This window comes from Variovorax sp. 350MFTsu5.1 (assembly GCF_048302515.1).
GTDB classification, from domain to species: Bacteria; Pseudomonadota; Gammaproteobacteria; order Burkholderiales; family Burkholderiaceae_C; genus Variovorax; species Variovorax guangxiensis.
Genome location: NZ_CP157621.1, coordinates 97,025 through 117,784, shown reverse-complemented (window position 1 = coordinate 117,784; position 20,760 = coordinate 97,025). Strand labels below are relative to the sequence as shown.

Annotated in this window: 20 protein-coding genes; 9 read left to right on the top strand and 11 right to left on the bottom strand. The window is 63.7% G+C overall.

Annotated features, from left to right (window positions below; genetic code table 11):
- Positions 1-15: 15 nt before the first annotated feature.
- Positions 16-1,020, top strand: a complete 1,005-nt coding sequence (locus ABL843_RS31960; protein ID WP_369662895.1) for a Bug family tripartite tricarboxylate transporter substrate binding protein — start codon at positions 16-18, stop codon at positions 1,018-1,020.
- An 18-nt stretch (positions 1,021-1,038) separates the two neighbouring features.
- On the opposite strand, the gene ABL843_RS31955 is transcribed toward ABL843_RS31960, so the two are convergent.
- A complete protein-coding gene (locus ABL843_RS31955; RefSeq protein WP_369662894.1) occupies positions 1,039-1,857 on the bottom strand; it encodes an IclR family transcriptional regulator in 819 nt (272 codons plus the stop codon).
- Between the two features lie 436 nt (positions 1,858-2,293).
- Here ABL843_RS31955 and ABL843_RS31950 point away from each other — a divergent pair, with 436 nt between their 5' ends.
- A complete protein-coding gene (locus tag ABL843_RS31950; RefSeq protein ID WP_369662893.1) occupies positions 2,294-3,313 on the top strand; it encodes a YihY/virulence factor BrkB family protein in 1,020 nt (339 codons plus the stop codon).
- 240 nt (positions 3,314-3,553) lie between these two features.
- On the opposite strand, the gene ABL843_RS31945 is transcribed toward ABL843_RS31950, so the two are convergent.
- Together ABL843_RS31945 and ABL843_RS31940 are read right to left on the bottom strand one after the other, a co-directional pair.
- On the bottom strand, positions 3,554-3,754 hold the full coding sequence (locus tag ABL843_RS31945) for a hypothetical protein (protein ID WP_369662892.1): 201 nt from the start codon (positions 3,752-3,754) through the stop codon (positions 3,554-3,556).
- A gap of 74 nt (positions 3,755-3,828) precedes the next feature.
- Positions 3,829-4,068, bottom strand: a complete 240-nt coding sequence (locus tag ABL843_RS31940; RefSeq protein ID WP_369662907.1) for a hypothetical protein — start codon at positions 4,066-4,068, stop codon at positions 3,829-3,831.
- 1,067 nt (positions 4,069-5,135) lie between these two features.
- Here ABL843_RS31940 and ABL843_RS31935 point away from each other — a divergent pair.
- Entirely contained in the window at positions 5,136-5,342 is a 207-nt protein-coding gene (locus ABL843_RS31935; RefSeq protein ID WP_369662891.1) for a hypothetical protein, read from the top strand.
- Here the strand turns inward: ABL843_RS31935 and ABL843_RS31930 are convergent, their stop codons facing one another.
- The 6 genes from ABL843_RS31930 to ABL843_RS31905 form a co-directional block, all read right to left on the bottom strand.
- Complete coding sequence (locus tag ABL843_RS31930; RefSeq protein ID WP_369662890.1) at positions 5,343-6,518, bottom strand: branched-chain amino acid ABC transporter substrate-binding protein; 1,176 nt, start codon at positions 6,516-6,518, stop codon at positions 5,343-5,345.
- Positions 6,519-6,681: 163 nt separating this feature from the next.
- On the bottom strand, positions 6,682-8,115 hold the full coding sequence (locus tag ABL843_RS31925; protein ID WP_369662889.1) for an NAD-dependent succinate-semialdehyde dehydrogenase: 1,434 nt from the start codon (positions 8,113-8,115) through the stop codon (positions 6,682-6,684).
- An 82-nt stretch (positions 8,116-8,197) separates the two neighbouring features.
- Positions 8,198-8,743 (bottom strand): 3-hydroxyanthranilate 3,4-dioxygenase, encoded by a 546-nt coding sequence (locus tag ABL843_RS31920; RefSeq protein WP_369662888.1) that lies wholly within the window; start codon positions 8,741-8,743, stop codon positions 8,198-8,200.
- A 26-nt stretch (positions 8,744-8,769) separates the two neighbouring features.
- Positions 8,770-9,573, bottom strand: a complete 804-nt coding sequence (locus ABL843_RS31915; RefSeq protein ID WP_369662887.1) for an aspartate dehydrogenase — start codon at positions 9,571-9,573, stop codon at positions 8,770-8,772.
- A 29-nt stretch (positions 9,574-9,602) separates the two neighbouring features.
- Positions 9,603-10,565: a dihydrodipicolinate synthase family protein gene (locus ABL843_RS31910; protein WP_369662886.1), complete on the bottom strand. Its 963-nt coding sequence runs from the start codon at positions 10,563-10,565 to the stop codon at positions 9,603-9,605.
- Positions 10,566-11,021: 456 nt separating this feature from the next.
- Positions 11,022-11,492 (bottom strand): Lrp/AsnC family transcriptional regulator, encoded by a 471-nt coding sequence (locus tag ABL843_RS31905; protein ID WP_369662885.1) that lies wholly within the window; start codon positions 11,490-11,492, stop codon positions 11,022-11,024.
- 109 nt (positions 11,493-11,601) lie between these two features.
- Between ABL843_RS31905 and kynU the strand changes: the two genes are divergently transcribed.
- From kynU to ABL843_RS31875, 6 genes are read left to right on the top strand one after another with little or no spacing between them, the layout of a single operon-like run.
- Entirely contained in the window at positions 11,602-12,855 is a 1,254-nt protein-coding gene (gene kynU, locus ABL843_RS31900; RefSeq protein WP_369662884.1) for a kynureninase, read from the top strand.
- Between the two features lie 51 nt (positions 12,856-12,906).
- Positions 12,907-14,304: an FAD-binding oxidoreductase gene (locus tag ABL843_RS31895; RefSeq protein ID WP_369662883.1), complete on the top strand. Its 1,398-nt coding sequence runs from the start codon at positions 12,907-12,909 to the stop codon at positions 14,302-14,304.
- 49 nt (positions 14,305-14,353) lie between these two features.
- Positions 14,354-15,343, top strand: coding sequence for a tripartite tricarboxylate transporter substrate-binding protein (locus ABL843_RS31890; protein ID WP_369662882.1), 990 nt, complete (start codon positions 14,354-14,356; stop codon positions 15,341-15,343).
- Positions 15,340-16,227 carry an alpha/beta hydrolase gene (locus ABL843_RS31885; RefSeq protein ID WP_369662881.1) on the top strand — a complete coding sequence of 296 codons (888 nt, stop codon included), beginning with the start codon at positions 15,340-15,342 and terminating at the stop codon, positions 16,225-16,227. Before ABL843_RS31890 ends, ABL843_RS31885 begins: the two co-directional genes overlap by 4 nt.
- A 17-nt stretch (positions 16,228-16,244) precedes the next feature.
- Entirely contained in the window at positions 16,245-17,183 is a 939-nt protein-coding gene (locus tag ABL843_RS31880) for a tryptophan 2,3-dioxygenase (protein WP_369662880.1), read from the top strand.
- Between the two features lie 33 nt (positions 17,184-17,216).
- Positions 17,217-18,137, top strand: coding sequence for a LysR family transcriptional regulator (locus ABL843_RS31875; RefSeq protein ID WP_369662906.1), 921 nt, complete (start codon positions 17,217-17,219; stop codon positions 18,135-18,137).
- Between the two features lie 351 nt (positions 18,138-18,488).
- On the opposite strand, the gene ABL843_RS31870 is transcribed toward ABL843_RS31875, so the two are convergent.
- Together ABL843_RS31870 and kbl are read right to left on the bottom strand one after the other, a co-directional pair.
- Positions 18,489-19,544: an NAD-dependent epimerase/dehydratase family protein gene (locus ABL843_RS31870; RefSeq protein ID WP_369662879.1), complete on the bottom strand. Its 1,056-nt coding sequence runs from the start codon at positions 19,542-19,544 to the stop codon at positions 18,489-18,491.
- Positions 19,541-20,743, bottom strand: a complete 1,203-nt coding sequence (gene kbl, locus ABL843_RS31865) for a glycine C-acetyltransferase (protein WP_418120770.1) — start codon at positions 20,741-20,743, stop codon at positions 19,541-19,543. The genes ABL843_RS31870 and kbl overlap by 4 nt, the downstream gene beginning before the upstream one ends.
- Positions 20,744-20,760 lie beyond the last annotated feature (17 nt).

Below are 20,760 nucleotides of genomic sequence, written 5' to 3'. Positions count from 1 at the left end.
TTTTCCCGCCACACCATGACTTCAGCTTCGTTCCATCGCGAACTTCTCGTCCATCGCCGCAAGGTTCTCGGCACACTCGCCGCGCTGGTCGCCTGCGGCAGCGGCCCGGCATGCGCCGCCACCTGGCCGGAACGGCCGATCAACCTCGTGGTGCCTTTCGCAGCCGGCGGCGGCACCGACACGGTGGCCCGCCTCATCGGCCAGAAGCTGCAGGGCGCACTGGGCGGCACGGTCGTGATCGACAACAAGCCTGGCGCCAATGGCCTGATCGCCGCACGCACTGTGCTGCAGCCGCCGGCCGACGGGCACATGCTGATGTTCGGCAGCAACTCCACGCATGTGATCGCCGCGCTCGCCTCGAAGCAGCAGGTGGCGCCCGGCAAGAGCATGCAGGAGGCCTTCACCATCGTCAGCGTGATGGCCAATGCGCCGCTGGTGCTGGCCGTGCGCGCCGACAGCCCGGCCAGGGACTTGCGCGCCTTCCTGCAGCAGGCCAAGGCCGGCAAGCTCAGCTACGGCAGCTTCGGGGCGGGCTCCTCGGCCCACGTGATGGGCGAGGTGCTGGCCGGATCGGCCGGCGTCGAGCTGCTGCACGTGCCCTACAAGGGCTCGTCGCCCGCCATCACCGACCTGATGGGCGGCCAGGTGGATGCGGTGTTCCTCACCGTCGCCGCCGTCGAGGCCATGGTGGCGGCCGGCTCGGTGTGCCCGCTGGCGGTGACCGGCCTGCGCCGCGTGAGTTCGCTGCCCGCGGTGCCCACTTTCGAGGAGCTGGGCGTGCGCGACATGGGCAACGCCGGCTGGTTCGCGGTGTTCGCTCCCACGGGTACGCCGGCCCCGGTCGTGGCCAGGCTGGCGGCGGCGCTGCAGTCCATCGCGGGCGATGCGCAGGTGCAGTCGCGCATGGTGGCGCTGGGCCTAGAGCCGGTGGTGAGCACGCCTGCACAGGCGTTAGAGACCTGGCGCCGCTCGCTGGCCGCGGCCGCGCCCATCGTCAAGAAGGCCAACATCGTCTTCTGAACGAGCTGGCTGGCGCGTCTACAGGTGCCCGTCGGCCGACAGGCGCACGCTGATCATGTGCGCGGTGCGCTTGACCAGCTCGGCGATCGCCTCCGCATCGAAAAGCGCCAGCCGCGCATCGCTGCCCAGCGCGGTGACGCTGGCGACCACGAGCCGGCCGCGCCCGAAGATCGGCGCAGAGACGCCGGTCTTGCCCTCGTTGAGTTCGCCCGAGGTCCGGCAGTAGCCCTCGCGGCGGATGCGCTGGGCTTCTTCGTAGAACGCATCCCACGGAGGGGTGTCGGCCGCCTCGCCGGCCATTTCCTGGTGCAGCTTGCGCAGCCGCGCGGCCGGCAGGAAGGCCACCAGGGCCTTCGCGCTCGCGCCGCGCGACACCGGCACCGGCCGCCCGCGGCCATAGCGCAGGTGCGGCAGCGGGTCGTTGAACTCGGTGTGCACCGTGATGATGGAGTGGCCATAGAGCTTGGACAGGAACACATCCAGGCCCGTCTGCTCGGCCAGTTCGCGCATGGGCGGTGCGGCCGCGCGGATCACCGGGTCGGACTCGCGGATACAACGGTCCAACTCGATGATGCGCGGACCCAGCGTGATGCTGCGGTCCAGCCGCACCAGCAGGCCCACCTTCGACAGCTCCTGGATGTAGCGGTAGGCCGTGCTCTTGGGCACCTTGAGGCGGGTGGCGATCTCTTCGACCGTGAGCGAGGGGCTGGCCGTGGAGAAGAGCCCCAGCGTGCCAAGCAGGCGCGAGAGACTCGACTCAGGCGCGCCGCGCGATCCCCCATCGAGCTCGTCGGCCGCCGCCGGCGCGCCTGCATCGGCACGCGCCCCGCGTTCCATATTTTCCATCCGGCGCGCCCCGCGCCCGCCCTCTTGCTTCATCGAACTGATCTTAGTGGATGCGATTCGTGGGAAACAAGTAAGGTTGCGCGAGCAGGTCGGGAACGCATACCACACCGATGTCCGCCAGTGCTGCGCCGATCAACACGCTCGCCTCGTTCGCGTCCATCCGTCCGCCAATGGGAACGTTGTACGGCCGGCCGTCCACTGCCCGACGCCCACTGCCGCCGCTTTCCTACTGAACGGCCGCCTGAACTGCGCATCATGCCGCCATGGACCGATTTCAGCGCCACGCGCCATACACAGCGAAGGGCACCGGATGACACGAGCGCGTCTCTCAGCACCCGATGCTTCAGGCAGCCACCCTCGCAAAGTCCGCCTCCTGCCTCTGTGCAAGGAGGCGATCAGTGCATGGATCGACGATCTGGCGCCCAGCATGGGAGCGGCGATCGCGTACTACACGATGTTTTCGATGGCGCCGCTGCTGGTCATCGTCATCGCGGTGGCAGGCGCGCTGTTCGGCACGGAGGCCGTGCAGGGCCAGATCGCCGCACAGCTCTCGGGCCTGGTGGGCGAGGAAGGCGCACTCGCGGTGCAAGGCCTGATCCGAAGTGCCAGCGAGCCCTCCCGAGGGCTGATCGCCGGGGCAATCAGCATCGCCGTGCTCGTGGTGGGCGCAACGACGGTTTTTGCGGAGCTCCAAAGTGCGCTCGATCGCATCTGGCACGTGCCGGAGCGCGCGAAGCCTCACGGCTTATGGGGCGTCCTGCGCGCGCGCGTGCTGTCGTTCGGACTGATCCTGGGTCTGGCCTTCCTGCTGATGGTTTCCCTCGTGGTGAGTGCCGCCCTGGCCGCGCTCGGCACCTGGAGCGCGACCCTGGTGCCGGGATGGGAGGTGATGCTGCAGGGCCTCAACCTGCTCGTGTCGCTCGGCATCCTGACGGTCCTTTTCGCGATGATCTTCAAGTTCATGCCAAGCGCCCCCATCGCGTGGCGGGATGTCTGGACCGGCGCGGCCGTCACGGCGGTGCTGTTCGAGATCGGCAAGGTGCTGATCGGTCTGTATCTCGGCAAGAGCGGTGTCAACGAATCATTTGCAGCGGCAGGCTCCCTCGTCGTCCTGCTGGCCTGGGTCTATTACGCGGCGCAGATCTTTTTGCTCGGCGCCGAGTTCACCAAGGTCTACGCCCATGCGCACGGTTCTGTGGCGGCGGCCAAGGCGCAAGCCGCCACCCAGGAAACAGCGCACAAGGCCGAAGCAGGAACGGACGACGTAGAAGGAGCACCCAGGGGCCTGCGCAAGCCTTCTGAGGCGCACGCGGCTCTGGAGCGCAAGGACCTGATCGTGGCGCTCGCTGGGCGGCTTGTCGTGGCGGCGGGTTTCGCGATGCTTCACTCGCTGCTCAACGGCAAGCGCCGCGCTCGACCCGACCGGCATCGGCGAGGCCGGAGCTGAACTCGGCGCTGCTTGCTTTCGAGGACTGGACCTGAAGGGAGATATCGCTCAGGCTGGGTCGCTGGGACGGGCGAATCTGCTCGGATGAGCATCGGGCCGGCAATGCGCTCCGCAAGGGGCCAGGGGCCACGCATGAGCAAGACCGTCGGGCCGGCACCACCCCGCACGGCGGCGAACATGGTTCCTCCGTGGAATAGGTCCTTGCCGGCAATGCACGTGGCCGGCCCGGCAACCATGCAGCTACTTCAAAGTGGACGGACCCGCGGTGTCCTGCGGCAGCGTCGCGGCGCCTCGGGCAGGGACATCGCCGGGTGCTTTTTTCGGCGCGTGCATGCCATAGGCGAAGAGCAAGCTGACAGCGCTGACCACGGCTGCCGCGAGCAGCGCGGCCAGGAGGCGGCGGCCGATGCGCACCTTCGTGTCCCGATGTCTGCGGTGCATGTGGGTTCCTAGTGCGTCATTCACAGTGCTCGCCCGGCAGTTCAACAAGCCGCAGCATGAGAGATGTGGAACGCCTACCCCGAAGGCTCTGTCTTGAGCAGCCCCCGCATGTTGAGGGCCGCCAGGCAGACCTGCAGCGCGATCAGTGCATAAGCAGAGCGGTGCCAGCCCCACGCCGTCCACAGCACATTGCTGAGCAAGAACACCCAGAACCCCCAGTTTCTGCGCCGCCTCGTATCGGATGCAACCAGCCAGGCCGCAGCGAGTGACGCCAGAAAAGCCGGCCACTGAATCAGATCCAGCATGTTGTCCATGACGATTGTTCTCATCGCAATTTTTGGACCGAACGCAACGACGCCGATCATCGGGGCCCTCACCCTCGGGAAGGACTTCGCGACAAGGTAGGCAGACTGCACGCCGCAGCTCGTCGGCTGGTCCCTCTCACGGTTGTAGGAGGAACCGCGAGGCGCGGGCCGGCCCGGCGGCCCTGCTGGCGGTGGTCGCTGAAGGCGCTCGCGCGGGTTCGCAAACGACCGCCCCTGTTTCTGCAGCCCCGCCCGGGCATCGCCCATGAGAGGCAGCACCGGGACGAGACAAACCCGTGGCCAGGACTTTAAAGCTGACCTTGACCACCGTCGGCGAAGACGGCTTCCCGAGCGTCTCGGACTACGACGTCAAGTGCCGTTGAATCCGCACCACCTTGGCGGGACCTCATCGAACCCAAGGAACGCGCTGACTGCGACGCTATTTTTGCGCGCCTGTAGTGCCAGCCTGCGCGCCGTGGTGGCCTGCCGCAACGAAGGAAGCTACGCGGAGCGCACTGCGGCTTCCTGAAAGCTTGCTCAAGGCAATGGCGCGCTGGATGCGCGATCGATCGGCGGCAGCGTGCCCCCGAGGCGGACGACAAGGGCCCGCTCGCGTGTTGCCCGTCTGGCCGGCAACCCGCAGGGCTGAACGAGGAGACAACCTCGATCATGCGGGTGGATGGTGCAAGGCGACACCGGCCCCGTAGCCGGACGCTCGACCCGCGCCCCGCACCATGCCCTGGTTCGTATCGACCTTGATCATGTACGGCTGGCCCAGGCCCTGAGCGCCATCCGCCAGACCGGGGCCACGCGAAACCAGTGACGACCGGCGATATCACCGGGCGACGGGCCGCATCAAAGCAGTGACCGCCGATCCGATCGGCCGGTCAGGCGTTCACCGATGCATCTTGCGCGGGTCGCAGTGCGAACCCTGCGCCGCGACGGCGAGTCATTGCGCGAAGAAGATCACGCCGTGATGGAAATGGAAGTCAAAAGCGCTTCATGGGCGGCCTATTTCTACAGCCAGCCGCCCTGGAGGTCCAATGCCCCCCTCCTCACCTCCACCGGACCTCCGCATGGCCGACATCCATTTCCCGAAATCCGTGGCCGTTGCGAGGACGGTAAAGCGCTGGCTCGGCGCCGCCATCGCATGCGCCGATGTCCTGGTGCTGATCGTGGAAGGAATGCAGCTTGCCCGGTCGGGCTTCGCCACTGGTGCGGCGCTCACCAGCGTGTGCATCGGCGTTGGCCACTGCACTCGGCACCGTGCCCGACCCATCTAATCATCGAACCACGGCTATCTGCGAGCGGATTCCGCCCTTGTACGTGAACAAGGTCAGCGCGCCGTTCCTGATGTCCCCCTTTTCGTCGAAGGCGATGGTTCCGGTCAACCCCTCGTATTTCACCTTGCTCAGTTCAGGCAGGTAAACGGAAGGCTCCGCCGAGCCGGCCTTGACCATCGCATCGGCCAACACGCCTATCGCGTCATAGACATACGGTGCGTAGATCTGCACGTCTACACCGTTCTTTTCCTTGAATCTGGTTCTGAACTCCTCCAGTGCTTGCTTGGCGCCGTCATCGACGCCCCCTGCCACGGCGCACACAACCGCCCCCTCGCCCGTGGCATCCCCGGCGAGCTTCGGAAGTTCGGTGCTGCACATTCCGTCGCCGCCCATGAATTTCGCGTCAATTCCGAGCTGCCTGGCCTGCTTGAGCATCGGGCCACCGACGGCGTCCATGCCGCCGAAGAACAGCACGTCGGGCTTGGCAGCCTTCAGCTTGGTCAAGATGGCGTTGAAGTCGGTCGACTTGTCGGTGGTGAACTCGTGGCCCACGATGGTCGCGCCAGCGGCTTTGGCCGACTTCTCGAACTCCTCGGCGACGCCCTGGCCGTAGGCGGTGCGGTCGTCGATCACGGCGATGTTCTTGCCCTTGAGCGTTTCGACGGCGTACTTGCCCAGGGTGCTGCCGAGTTGCATGTCGTCAGCCACGACGCGGAAAGCGGTCTTGAAGCCCTGGCGGGTGTACTTCGGGTTGGTGGCCGAAGGCGAGATCTGCGGAATACCGGCGTCGCTGTACAGCCTGGAGGCGGGAATGGTAGTGCCCGAATTCATGTGGCCGACCACGCCTTTGACGTTTTCGTCGATCAGCTTCTGGGCCACCGCGGTGCCCTGCTTCGGATCGCCAGCGTCGTCTTCGGGAACCAGCTCGAACCTGGCGACCTTGTCGCCGATCTTGAGCTTCTTTGCATTCAGGTCTTCGATCGCCATCCTGGCACCGAGCTCGTTGTCCTTGCCGAGGTGGGCGATGGGACCGCTGGTCGGGCCGGCGTGTCCGATCCTGACGATCAGCACGCCTGCGTCCGGAGCCGTTGCTGCGGATGCCGCGGCTTCTTCTTTCTTGCCGCAAGCAGCCAGGGTGAGTGCGGCCAACGCGGGCGCAATCCATTTAATTTGCATAAAAGCTCCAGAGCATGGTGGGGAAAAAAGTCGAAAACTGTTGTGCGATTCGGCGTTCAGGCCGCACAAGCTTCTCGCCGCTAACCAGCGGCACCCTCGTGTTTGCCTGGCGTCGTTGACGAAGGAGCCGATTGAAAGACGCTGCTCAAGCGCAGCAGCCGTATCAGAGCGCCATCTTGTGAGACACGGTCTTCACAACGGTGTAGTGCAGAAGACCTTCCGCGCCGCCTTCACGGCCGAATCCGCTGGCCTTGACCCCGCCAAAAGGCGTTTCGGCAACTGATGCTTCCAAGGTATTGAAGGAGAGATTTCCCGTCTCGATTCCGTCGATCATCCGGTCCACGTTGGCCGCGGAATGCGTGAGCCCGTAAGCGGCAAGGCCGAACGGCAGCGAGTTCGCCTTTGCAATGGCCTCATCGAGGGTGGAGACCCTGTTGATGATGGCGATCGGCCCGAAGGGCTCCTCCTGCATGACCTTCGCGTCGTCAGGAACGTCCGCCAGGACCGTTGGCGCGAAGAAGTACCCCTTGTCTCCGATCCGGTGCCCCCCGGTAAGGGTTCTCGCGCCTCTGGCAGCCGCATCTTCCGAAAACGCCGTCAGTGCTTCGATTCGCCGGCCGCTGGCTACGGGCCCCATCTCGGTTCTCTCCTCGATGCTGTTGCCAACCACGATTGCCGCCGCGTGCTCGACGAAAGCATCGGCGAAACGATCGAAGACTCTCTCGTGGACGAAGAAGCGCGTTGGCGAAGTGCACACCTGCCCCGCGTTGCGCATCTTCCTCGTGGCCGACAGCACGCCGGCCTTGTGGGGGTCCACGTCGTCGCAAACGATCACCGGTGCATGGCCGCCCAGTTCCATGAGCACCGGCTTGCCGTGCTGTGCGGCGAGCCCAGTGAGGTGCCGGCCGACGGCCGTCGAACCCGTGAAGGCAACCATCCGCACCTGGTCATGCGGGATCAGATAACTCGAAATCTCGGCCGGAATGCCGAACACCAGGTTCAGGACACCGGGCGGAAGCCCAGCATCATGGAAGGCGCGTGCAATGTGCACAGCACCGCCCGGGGTTTCTTCGGCCGCCTTCAGGATGATCGAGCAACCCGAAGCCAGGGCGCCTGCCACCTTTCGAGCAGGTTGGCTCATCGGAAAATTCCATGGCGAAAAGGCTGCGACCGTCCCGATGGGCTGATGCACCGTCATGTACCGGATCCCCGGCTCGCTTGGAATGACGCGGCCATACATGCGCTGCGCCTCGCCGGCATCCCATTCAAAGAATTCGCAGCCACGGATCACTTCCATGCGCGCCTGCCTGATCGGCTTGCCTAGCTCCGAGCTGATGGTGTAGGCGATCTCCTCATTGCGCTCACGCAGGAGCGCACTGGCGCGCATCATGATTTCAGCGCGTTTGCGCGGTGCGGTACGGCTCCACGTCTTCAAGCCTTTTGCCGCGGCTTCGAGCGCATCGTCGAGGTCCGATTGCCGCGCAACGGGCAACGTACCGATGGTGGATTCGTTCGAGGGGTTGATGACCGGCATCGTATCGGACGCGCAGCGCCATTGTCCGTCTATGTACAGTTTCAGATCGGGATAAGTAGGCATGGTGTGCTCGGCAGATGGAAGGCCCGCAGCTGCCGAATGAATGAGTGTTGAATGGATGAACGATGAAGCCGAAGCGCGGCGCTCAAGCGCCGCGCGCCGTGTGCCACGCTTGCCAATCCCGTCCCGGATGCACCGCGCCGCACGAAGGGCAGCGCCTTTGCTCCGGCGCCGCGCCGTAAAAGCTTTCATAGACGCGCGGCAGGTCGTTGACGATGCTCTGAAGCTGGATTTCGGTGCGGTTCACCAGGTGACCGCATTCCGCGCAGTACCACTCGAAGGCATCGATGGTGCCCGGCGGCCTGGTGCGCTCGATCACCGTGCACAGGCTGTTGGGCTCGGGACGCTGAGGCGAGTGGCGAACATGGGCGGGCAGGAGGAAGATGTCGCCCTCGTGCAGGTCGATGCGTTCGAACTTGCCGCGGTCTGCCACCAGCAGGTGTGCATTGCCTTTGAACTGGTGAAAGTATTCCTCGAAAGGATCGTCGTGGAAGTCCGTGCGCTGATTGGGGCCACCGACCACGGTCACGATCAGGTCCGTGTCTTTCCAGATCTGCTGGTTTCCGACCGGAGGCTTGAGAAGGTGCTGGTTCTCGGCAATCCACTTGGGGAAATTAATGGGTTTCAACATGGAGTCTCCATAGGAACAAAGGGCGCTCAGATCGCCATGGCGGCACTACGGTTCAGGATGGTCCTGAGCACGCTGTGCGCCGTCATGACGGAGGTGCGTGCGTTGCCGGCGTCGGGTTGACCGGCGATTCGAGTGACCATGCTCCCGCCCGCCGACGCCGCCTCGATCTCATGCACGTTGACGGACGCACCCGGGTCTGCGATCAATTCGACTTGCGTTGCGTCCAGGCCCAGACCGGCTAGCGCCACGGTGGCTGCAACATTTGCGTTTCGGGGGTAGAGGGCGGCGGCTTCGCGCGCGCTGCCTTGAAAAAAAGCCGTCGGGCTGGCAAGCGAAGCGAGGTCCACGCTTCTTTCCGCCACACTGCCAGCCCACGCCTGCGACGGCTTGGACGCGCGATAAACCACGCGCGTGAGCCCTGCCGTGCGCGCCGCGCCGAGCCAGTCGATGCCACCGATTGCGCCCGGCGGCACGAGGATCTGGCGGCCCGCAGCGGCGGCCGCATCGCGCAACCGTTGTTCTCGCGAGGCATCCGCGAGGGCGCCGCTCGAGACCAGCACCAGATCGATGCCTGCATGCAGGACGGGGGCTGCGTATGTGTCCACCGCCTGATGGCCCGCGCATTCGACGACCATGTCGAGACCGAAGTCCAGCATGGTTTCCAGGTCCTTCGTCACCGCGAGCGATGAACTTTGGGCATGCGGTTGAACGGATGCGGGCGTGGAGACGAGGATGGCGGTCACTTCCACTGAAGCTTTCGCATGCGACAGCAGAAGCTGATGCAGCGCGCGACCGATGGCGCCATAGCCGATCAAACCAATGCGCTGCATTCAATGCCCCTTTTCTTCCATGGTCCGGCTCAGGCCTGCTTGAGACCGCTGCGGGCGAACGCTTCGCGTGCTGCAGCCTTCTGCCCTTCGGTCAAGTTCAGCAGAGGCCGGCGCACCGGGCCTCCGACCTGGCCCAGCAACTCCAGCCAATACTTCGTGTACGCCTGGGGTGTGCCGCTCGGGCGTGCCGAACGAAAAGCGGTGCGTGCGGGTTCCAGGCTGTCGCGTATCGCACGAGCCTCGGCCAGCTTGCCGTCGAATGCGAGTTGTGTGTAGGCATTGATGCGCTGGTCGACTGCGGTCTGCAGCAGGAAGGGCGGGGTGGAGCACAGGTACAGCTGCCAGCCGAGTTCGACGATGTTTTCGAGCCACTCCTCTTCCGAGGCCGTGCTGACGAGGATCCTGTCGCCGGCCAGCCGTGTCAGTTCACGGTACAGCGCGCGATCGACGCTGTACTTGATGGCAACGATGTTGGGCAGCTCGGCGATGCGCGCGCACAGCTCGGGGCTCATCACATAGCCGCAATCCGGGTGATTCCACAAGGCGATGCCGATGTCCAGCTGCTCGCTGAGGTAGCGGTAGTACTCGTAGACCGTTTCTTCGACGTCCTGGTGGAAGTGCAGGACGGGGCTGTGCACGACGATGTAGTCAGCGCCGATGTCCTGGGAATGGCGAGCCAGGGCAAGCACAACGTCCAGATTGACATCCGAGCAGGAAGTCACGATGCCGCAATGGCCCGCAGCTTCCTCGACGGCGATCTCGAAGCTTCGTTTGCGCTCTGCCAGCGACATGGAGAAGAACTCTCCCTGCTTGCCAGTGACGAACAGTCCACCCAGCCGCAGCGTGTGCACCCAATGGCGCAGATTGCGGCGGAATCCCCCTTCATCGAACGACAGGTTTTCGCGGAACGGCGTGACGGTCGCGGCCCAGACGCCACGGAAATGTTCGCGGGCATAGGCCTTGGCATCTTGCTTGCGGTACTTGCGGTTCATGGAGCTGCTTTCTTGAAAAGGGTTGGTGCCTATCGCACCGGATGTGTTGCGTCGGCACAGAGCGCATCGGGACGAAGTCGACCGGCGGCATGGGAATTTGCCCCGCCAGGCGGCGGAGCCGGGGCCACGCGCTGCTTCCTTTTTCCTGCTCCGGACCCTTGGTTGCGATGGGTCGGATTTGGCCGTCTTGCAGGCGCCAGAACAAGCGAAATACTTTGAAGGATTGCTCAGCGTTTCTGCAAAGTCGCCAAGGTTTGTCTCGCCTCACGCGTCGCATTCACCGTGATGTCGGGCGAGACGGGTGGATGCTGTCTCGATGCGTGCCCGATGCATGGCGCATGACGCGGGCGAGACCAGCCGCCGGCGTCGCCATGCCCGCCGGTCGTCGCGCGCTGCCGCGAGGGCAGGCCCCTCAGTAACGAGCCGCTCCCATCCCGGCCCGCATCGGCAATTTCCTTATTCGGGAATCGGAACGCCGATCGCCGCTTTCACTTCCTGCATGGCGAAGCTGCTGCGCAGCATCTTCACGCCCGGCAGTCGCCTCAGCTTGTGCTGCATCAGCGTCGAGTAGCGCTCCAGATCCTGTGCGACGACAAGCAGGATGAAGTCCTCCGGACCGGACACGCCGTAGCACGCAATCACCTCCGGGATGTCTTTCACGCTTTGCTCGAACAGCATCGAGTGCGCTTCGTCCTGGCTGTCGATGCTGATCGTCACGAACACAAGCACTCCCCACCCAAGCGCTCGCCGGTCCAGCCTTGCCTGATAGCCCGCGATGACCCCTGCTTCTTCCAGCCGCCGGACGCGCCGCCAGCTCGGTGATTGCGAAAGATGAGTGAGCTCCGCCAGCTCCGTGCTGGTCAGGCGGCCGTTCAACTGAAGCTCCCGCAGCACCAGGCGGTCGATTCGATCCAGCTCTATTTGCATGATTTATCCAATCGTGAAGAGATATTTGGGTTGATTAGTCGCGAGAGGCGGCATTAAGGCGCCACAAAGCCTAACAAATGCGCATCGTGCTGCATACACTTTCTTTCTCATGAACACCCCTGAACCTACGAAATCGATCCCTTTGACACGAGAGTTCTGCCTCGGGTTGGACAGCGAAGACCCGTTGTCCGCGCACCGTGCACGCTTTCAGTTGCCGCAAGGCGTGATCTACCTGGACGGCAATTCGCTGGGAGCCCTTCCCAAGACCGTTCCGCAGAGGCTCCGTGAGGCCGTGGAGGTGGAGTGGGGGGATGGATTGATCCGCTCGTGGAACGACGCTGACTGGTATCCCGCCCCGCAACGCGTGGGCTCCCGGATCGCGCGTCTGATCGGCGCCGGAGCCCGCGAAGTCATCGCTGCCGACTCGACATCCGTGAACCTGTTCAAGGTCTTGTGTGCGGCTCTACGGATGAGGCCGGGGCGCAAGGTCATCCTGGGAGAGAAGGACAACTTTCCTACCGACGCATACATCGCCAGCGGCGTGAGCAGCCTGATGGGCGCGCAGTTTCGTGCGGTCGAGGCTTCGGATGTCCTCGACGCCATCGACGAGACAGTCGCCATTGTTTCGCTCACCCACGTGAACTACCGCACGGGGCGTCTCTATGACATGGCGGCGATCACCGCGCGCGCCCACGAGGTCGGCGCGCTGGTGGTATGGGACCTGTGCCATACGGCCGGAGCGATGCCTTGCGACCTGAATGGCTGCGGTGCCGACTTCGCGGTCGGCTGCGGCTACAAGTACCTCAATGGTGGCCCGGGCGCTCCGGCGTTCGTCTTTGTCGCCGAACGCCATCAGGAGGCTTTGGATCAGCCGCTGTCGGGTTGGCACGGCCACGCGAAGCCTTTCGAATTTGTCCAGCAGTATCAGCCGGCGACGGGCATCGACCGGATGCTCGTCGGCACGGCGCCTCAACTGGGGCTGATCGCGCTGGAGGAAGCCCTGCATGCCTTCGACGACGTCGACATGGCCGCACTGCGCCGCAAGAGCGAACGGATGACCGAGCTCTTCATCGAGCTTGTAGACCAGGAGCTGGACGGTTTCACCGTGGCGACGCCGCGCGAAGCGGCGCTGCGCGGCAGCCAAGTGTCGCTGGCGCACGAACACGGCTACGCGATCATGCAGGTCCTCATCGAGCGAGGCGTCATCGGCGACTTCCGTGCACCGAACATCCTGCGCTTCGGATTTGCGGTGCTCTATCTGCGTTTTGCCGACGTGTGGGACGCCGTGGCGCAGATCAAGGATGTGATGGCTACAGGCGCGTGGAAGAGCGACCGGTACATGGTGCGCAAGGCGGTCACCTGAACTTGCGCCATCCGTCTCTCGTGTGTTCTTTCCATGTCCTGCGTTGCAGCGATGAACAATGACTTTCCAGCTCGGCTGGTCGATCTCCTGGGAGCGTCGGCCGTCAGAGTCGGCGACGCCGTTCCGCCGCATCACGCGACGGATTGGAGCGGCATGGCACCGGTGAAGCCCCTTGCACTCGTCATGCCATCCAGCACCGAAGAGGTCGCCGGCGTCCTGCGGCTGTGCCATCGTTTCCGCACACCCGTGGTGCCGCAGGGAGGGCTCACCGGCCTGGCCGGCGGTGCGAGGCCCGTCGGCAACGGCATTGCGCTTTCGCTGGTGCGGATGAACGCCATAGGCCCCATCGACAAGCAGGAGTCCTGCGTGGAGGTTCAAGCGGGCGCGACGCTTCAGGCCGTACAGGAGGCAGCGCAGGCCGAGGGGCTCTCGTTCGGGATCGATCTGGGTGCGCGCGGCTCCTGCCAGATCGGCGGCAACCTGTCGACCAACGGCGGTGGCATGGGCGTCATCCAGTCCGGAATGATGCGCGAACAGATGCTGGGCCTGGAGGTCGTGATGGCCGATGGCCGCATCCTGAACATGCTGCGGCCCATGTTGAAGAACAACACCGGCTACGACCTCAAGCAACTCTTCGTGGGCGCCGAGGGAACTCTCGGCGTGATCACGCGCGCCTTGCTCAAGCTCCGTCCCGAGGTGCATTCCAGGACGACCGCTTTTCTCGCGCTCCCTGACTACAACAGCGCGATCGTGTCATTGAGACGGCTGCAGACCAGCTTTCCGGGCGCCGTCGCGGCGTTCGAGCTGATGTGGGAAGACTTCCATCGGCTCTCCATCGCCTGGAACGCCATGGCGCCTCCCTTTCCCGAGCGCTACCCTCTGTTCGCCTTGATCGACATCGATGGCCATGAGGACGCTTCGACGACCGCGCAACTGGAAAGCGTCCTGGCTTCGCTGATGGAAGCAGGTGCGGTTGCGGATGCCGTCATTGCCCAGACCAGCGCGCAATCGCGCGCGCTCTGGCGCGGCCGCGAGATTCCGGCCGAGTTCCATTCGCGGATGCATCCGATCAGCTTCGACATCAGCCTGCCGGTGTCGAAGCTCGGCGATTTTGCGGAGAACTGCGTGGCAGCAATGTCCCAACGGTGGCCTGGCCATCGAACGGTGCGCTTCGGCCATCTGGGCGATGGCAACTTGCATCTGACGACGGATGCGAGATCGATCGACGCCCCTCCCGAAGAAGCCGAACGCATGGTGGAGCACTTCGTTTTCGATCTCGTGGCGCAGATGGGAGGCAGCGTGTCCGCGGAGCATGGGATCGGGCTGTTGAAAAAGCCATACCTCCGCTTCAGCCGCACCGAGAGCGAGATCGCCGCGATGCGTTCGGTAAAGGCGGCATTCGATCCACTGAATCTGCTCAATCCCGGAAAGATCTTCGATCTGTCCTGAGCCCCTTGCCTTTGTCCCTGTTCGACCTAAACCCACCGAGAAAAATCAGATGAAATTTGCGGCCCGGCTTGTCCAGCAACTGAGCGTATCGGCATTGATTGCATTCGCGCTTTCGCCGACTTCGACATTTGCGCAGAACGATTCCCCCATCCGGATACTGGTGGGTTTCTCTCCGGGCGGGAGTACCGACATGATTGCCCGTCACCTGGCCCTTGGCCTTCAGCGGGAGCTGGGGCGGCCCGTGGTCGTCGACAACAAGCCGGGCGCGGGCGGACAGATCGCGGCCCAGGCGCTCAAGCAAGCGAAACCCGACGGCCTCACGATCTTCCTGTCCAACAGCCACGCCATTTCGATGATTCCGCTGACAGTACGGCAGCCCGGCTACGACCCCGCCAAGGATTTTTCTCCTGTGGCGCTCGTTGCGCTCATCCCAGACGTGCTTGTCGTAAGTACCAGGGGCGTGCCGGGTTCGACGCCGAGCCTCAAGGATTTCGCTGCCTGGGCCAAGGCCAATCCCGGCAAGGGCAACGTCGGCGTTCCGGCCCCCGCCAGCGCGCCGGACTTCGCGGTATCGATGATTTCCGCCGAGATCTCGGCGCAGCTCGTATCGGTGCCTTACCGCGGCGAAGCGCCGTTGATCCAGGACTTGATCGCAGGCCAGATTCCGGCGGGCATTGGCTCCATCGCCGCGACGCTGCCGGCCGCAAAGGAAGGCAAGATCCGGATCGTCGCGATCAACGGGATGGCGCGCTCGCCGAGCTTGCCCGACGTGCCGACCTACGGCGAACTCGGCATCGCTGGATACGAGACAGTCGGATTCACCGCGCTGTACGCACCTGCGGGAACATCCGACGCACTGGTGAAAGCCTATGCTGCCGCAGCTTCGAAGGTCGTGGGCTCGAAGGATTTCTCCGAGAAGATGACCGCCCTCGGTGCCACCGCGGTGCAGGGTGCGTCCGAAGACGTAAAGAAGCTGATGCACGCCGCCGACACCAGCTTTGCATCGATGGTCAAACGCACGGGGTTCCAACCACAATGAGTACGGACATCGAATACCCCATGACCTTGGCTGACCGGGAGCGGGAATACTCCCCCAGCTCTTGCATCGGAGGCAACTACCAACCGTTCCTGGACGAATACCAGGCCCGTAGCGAAGAGGCCCTGCAACGGCATGCGGTGGTACTGAATCTCTCCTATGGCGAGAAGGCATCGAATCGGCTTGACTTCTTTCCTGCGCCTGCAGCAGCGATCTTGCCGCCGTTGCTGGTGTTCATTCACGGGGGCTACTGGCAGGAGCTGACGAAGGCGTCCTCGCTTTTCCCCGCGAATGGTTGCGTGCCCGAAGGCATCGCTTTCGCTGCCATCGACTACACGCTGGCCCCGGAAGCCAGCGTGCTGGACATCGTCAGGGAGTGCAGGGCCGCCCTGCGCTGGCTGCATGCGCAAGGCGCCGCACTCGGCTTCGACCCACAGCGCATCGTGATCGCTGGCAGCTCGGCGGGTGCCCATCTCGCGGCCATGTGCTGCCTTCGAGGTTGGTCGAGCGACCCAGACCTCCCGCCTGGATTGCCGCAGGCGGCGGTGCTGGTCTCGGGCATCTACGTGCTCGAACCGCTCATCGGCACATCGATCGACGCGGCCTTGTCGCTGACTCCCGATGAAGCAGCACTCGTCAGTCCTGGATTGCTGCCGTTGGACGGATTTCCGCCCGCGTTGGTGTGCTGGGGCGAATTCGAGACAAACGAGTTCAAGCGTCAAAGTACGGAGTTCGCGTCGCGCATTGACAGAGCACGATCGGGTCCTGGCACTGGCGTCAGCGCCTTCGAAGTGCCGTCGCGCAATCACTTCGACGTCATCCTGGATCTAGCCCAACGCGACACGCCGCTCGGCGACGCTGCCCTGGCGTTGCTCGCCCGCCCCTGAATCATTGGAGAAAAACGATGCCCGCTTATCGCCCTCAATTCCCACACATCGTCGACATCAGCGGCGTCAATGCCTCCGCTGAAGCGCGGCCGATGCCCATGACGACGGACACCAGCCGGGCCGAAACCGCCCAGTCGACCGGGGGCGCACCCCTCGTCGACTTCGCTGGCAAGAGCAACCCCTACGTCGACTACCAGAGTATCGATCTGCTGCTGTCCCTGCAGCATCCCCGCAGCCCCGGCTATGACGAGACATGTTTCTTCATCATGGGACAGGTCAAGGAGTTGTTGTTCAAGGCCTTGCATTTCGAGCTGTACAACGCGCAGCTGCAACTGACGAAGGATTGCGTGGACAACGCCTGCGAGATCCTGGTGCGGGCCAAGGCATATGCGCAGTACATCACCAGTTCGTGGGACGTGCTTTCGACCATCTCACCCGCGGGATTCAATGAGTTTCGCGACTACCTTGGCACGGCGTCGGGCCAGCTTTCGTTCATGTACCGACACGTCGAGTTCGTGCTGGGCAACAAGAGCGCGAGGCTTGCAAGCGCCTTCAAGAACATGCCCCATGTCTGGCCCGGCATTCACGCCGCCTTGCACTCGCGCAGCCTCTACGACGAAGCCATCGCGCTTCTTTCCAGGCGTGGTCACGCGATCAACCAGGCGGCGCTCGAGAGGGATTGGTCGCAACCCTACAGCGTGAATGCTTCCGTCGAACAAGCCTGGAGCAAGGTTTACGAAGACCCCGCCCCCGGCAACGACCTTTATCGGCTCGCAGAAGCACTGGTTGCGTTGAGCGACCAGATCAGCCAGTACCGCTGGAGGCATTTCGTTTCGGTCCAGCGGCTGATTGGATTCAAGGCGGGAACGGGCGGCTCTGCTGGCGTGGGCTGGCTCCAGCACGTCACGGAGCATCGCCATTTTCCCGAGCTGTGGTCGATTCGCACGGATTTCTGACGGATAGCGGGTGCGAACAAGGTGAGCGTGCGCATGCCGTCTTTTCCGCAGTCGGCAGTGACCATCCGGCAATTGCGCGCATTTGTCGCGGTTGCCCACGAGGGCAGCATTACGCGCGCGGCGCAACGCCTGTATCTCACGCCTTCGGCCCTGTCCATGTTGATCAGTGCGCTGGAAGGCGAACTCGCTGTTCGTCTGTTTGACCGGACGACACGCAAGATCGCACTCACGGAGGCAGGCCAGGAGTTGTTGCCATCGATTGAACGCGTATTCGAGAGTCTCGAGAGCGCGTTCGAGGGCCTTCGTGGTTTCGTCGACCGGCGCGCGCATCGTTTCGCCGTCGCGACCTCCCCTCTGCTTGCATCCACGCTGGTTCCATACCTCCTGGCGAGTTTCAAGAAGCGTTTCCCGCAGGTCAGGGTGGAGATACTCGATCTACCGGTGGACAGCGTTGCAGCCGCAGTGCGTAGCGGGCAGGCAGCCTTCGGCATATGCACTTCAGATCTGAACGCGCAGGATCTTTCGACCACGGCTCTTTGCCAGGATCGCTTGATGCTCGCTTGCCCGGTAGGTCACGCGCTCGCCTCACTGCGTGAAGTGCGATGGTCCGATCTGTGCGATGAACCTCTTGTGCTGCTACGCCAAGGCAGCGGACTGCGCGTACTCGTCGAGCAGGGTTTCGCCGAAATCGGAGAAACGTTCAAGCCCGTCTATGAAGTAGCGCAGGTAACCACCGCCATCGGACTTGTGCAGGCCGGCCTCGGCATATCGATACTTCCGTCCTTCGTACTGTCGTGCGCGTTGCCAGCCAATGTCGTGTGGATCCCCTTGGTGGATCCGGTGATAAAGCGGGCCGTTGTAGCGATTTGCAGGGCCGGGCAAAGCCTGCCCGAATCCAGCGAAGCATTCTTGGCGTACTCCTGCCATGAATCAAAAAAGATATTCAGCTCGTGACGGGGAAAAGTACTGGCTTGGTTCTGGCAACCCGGAAGGCCATCGAGCTGGAGAAGAGATGTTCGATCTGGTGTGACTTTGCTGATGAGAACGGCCAGCCGGTGCGCTGTACTACCGGCTCGCCGCGCAGCGGCAGATGGTGCCCGAGGGCTCAGCTACTGCTGAGGCCATCGACTACAGCTTCAAGCGCCGACGTGCGCCACGCGCTACATCGATGACGGCGGTCCGCCAACGGACGACATAACTGGGCGGAAACTAGACCAAGCCGATTGCCATCGACAGATCCATCTAGTTGCTCGCAGGATCGCGTCGGCGGCCCAGCGCGCCGCGGACATCATGACCTTGATCAAGTCAGCGAAGTTCAACGGACCCGATCTCTACGTCTACATCCCGAGATGTGCGAGCCAGCTTGCCCCCACCCCGCCAGCCTTTTAGCTCCGCCTTGCTCAAGGTCCCCCGCCCAAAGGTTCGAGAGAGATTCTTCAACATCTCGTTCACCAATTGCGAGAGGTCATATCGGTGCCGCCACCCCCAATCGGACCGCGCGCACCGGTCATCGATGGAGTTGGGCCAACTGCTGGCAATGGCTTGGCGAAAATCTGGCTCGTACACGATCTCGAAGTCAGGCAGGTGCTTGCGAATCTCCGCCGCGATTTCCCTGGGCGTGAAGCTCAAGCCTGCAAGGTTGTAGCTGCCGCGTTCCGTAATATCGGTTGTGGGAGCTTCCATCAGTTCCAGAGTCGCGCGCACCGCGTCGTCCATGTACAGCATGGGCAGGTACTCATCAGGCTCCAGGAAGCAGGTGTAGCGCTCGCTCTTCAAGGCGGCATGGAAGATGTCGATCGCGTAATCCGTCGTACCCCCTCCGGGGCTCGTCTTCCAGGAGATGAGTCCCGGGTAGCGCAAGCTTCGCACATCGACCCCATGCTTCTCGAAGTACCAACGGCACCAGCCTTCGCCGGCAAGCTTCGATATGCCATAGACCGTGCCGGGCTCCATCACCGTTGTCTGCGGCGTGCCGTCTTCCGGAGTCGTTGGGCCGAATGCCGCAATCGAGCTCGGCCAGAACACCTTGTCCAGCTTGTAGTGGCGGGCCGCTTCCAGGACGTTCAACAGGCCATCCATATTCAGCTTCCATGCCCACGCCGGCCGCGTCTCTCCGCTCGCCGACAGAGCTGCCGCCAGATGGTAAATCTGGGTAACGCGATGCTTTTCGATCAGCCCGGCAAGGCGCCGGGTGTCGGTTACGTCAAGCGTTTCGTACCGCAGGCTTTGATGTCGGCCACTCTCGAGCCGATCGCTCACGATCACGTTCTCCGCGCCATGGCGCTCGGCGAGCGCGACGGCAAGCTCCGTCCCCAACTGGCCATTGGCACCGACGACGAGAATGCGAGGCGCATCGCTCATGCGATCACCCCCGTGTCCCTACCTGCTTGCTCGAACGCGCACAGGGCTTCATCCAGTTGGCCCCGCGTGTGCTGCGCACTGATCTGCACGCGGATGCGGGCTTGGTCCTTCGGGACGACGGGGTAGAAGAAGCCCGTCACGTAGACGCCCAACTCCAGCAGCCGCCGTGCAAAACGCTGCGACAGCTCTGCGTCGTAAAGCATCACGGGCACGATGGGGTGCTCGCCCGGCTTCACCTCGAAGTCCCGCGCGACGAGACCTGCACGGAAATAGCGCGTGTTGTCTTCCAGCTGGTCACGCAGGGTCGTGTTCGCCTCCAGCACATCGAGCACCTTGAGCGTGGCGCCGACGATGGCCGGAGCCAGGCTGTTGGAAAACAGATAGGGACGCGAGCGTTGCCGAAGCAACTGCACCACTTCCCGCTTCGCGCTCGCGAATCCTCCTGACGCGCCGCCCAGTGCCTTGCCAAGCGTGCCCGTAATGATGTCGACCTTGCCAAAGACGCCGCGGTACTCGTGGCTACCGCGCCCCCTCTTGCCTAGGAAACCGGTGGCGTGCGAATCGTCCACCCCTAGCAATGCACCGAATTCGTCGCAGATCGCGCGCATCTCGTTCAGGCGAGCAATGGTCCCGTCCATCGAGAAGACCCCGTCGGTGAACACGAGCTTGTGCCGCGCCCCGGCCTCGTCCGCTGCCTCCAGCTGCACGCGCAGGTCCTTCATGTCGTCGTGCCGGTAGCGGTAGCGCTTGGCCTTGCACAGGCGGATGCCGTCGATGATCGAGGCATGGTTCAGTTCGTCGCTGATGACCGCATCCTCCGGACCCAGCAGCGGCTCGAACAATCCACCGTTCGCGTCGAAGGCTGATCCGTACAGGATGGTGTCCTCCATGCCCAGAAAAGTGGAGAGGCGCGCCTCCAGCGCCTGGTGCAGATCCTGGGTTCCACAGATGAACCGGGCACCGCTCATGCCAAAGCCGCGTGCGTCGAGTGCCGCGTGGGCGGCCTGCAGGACGTCGGCGTGTGACGACAGACCGAGGTAGTTGTTGGCGCAGAGATTGATCAACGCCGGCGCACCGGCAGTGGAAATTCGACTGCCTTGCGGTGACGTGATGGCGCGTTCGACCTTCAGCAGGCCGGCCGTCTGGATCTGTTCAAGTTCCTGCCGCAACGCGGCGTAGTAGTCTTTGGTGGTTCCCATGAGATCGTCCTTGTTGG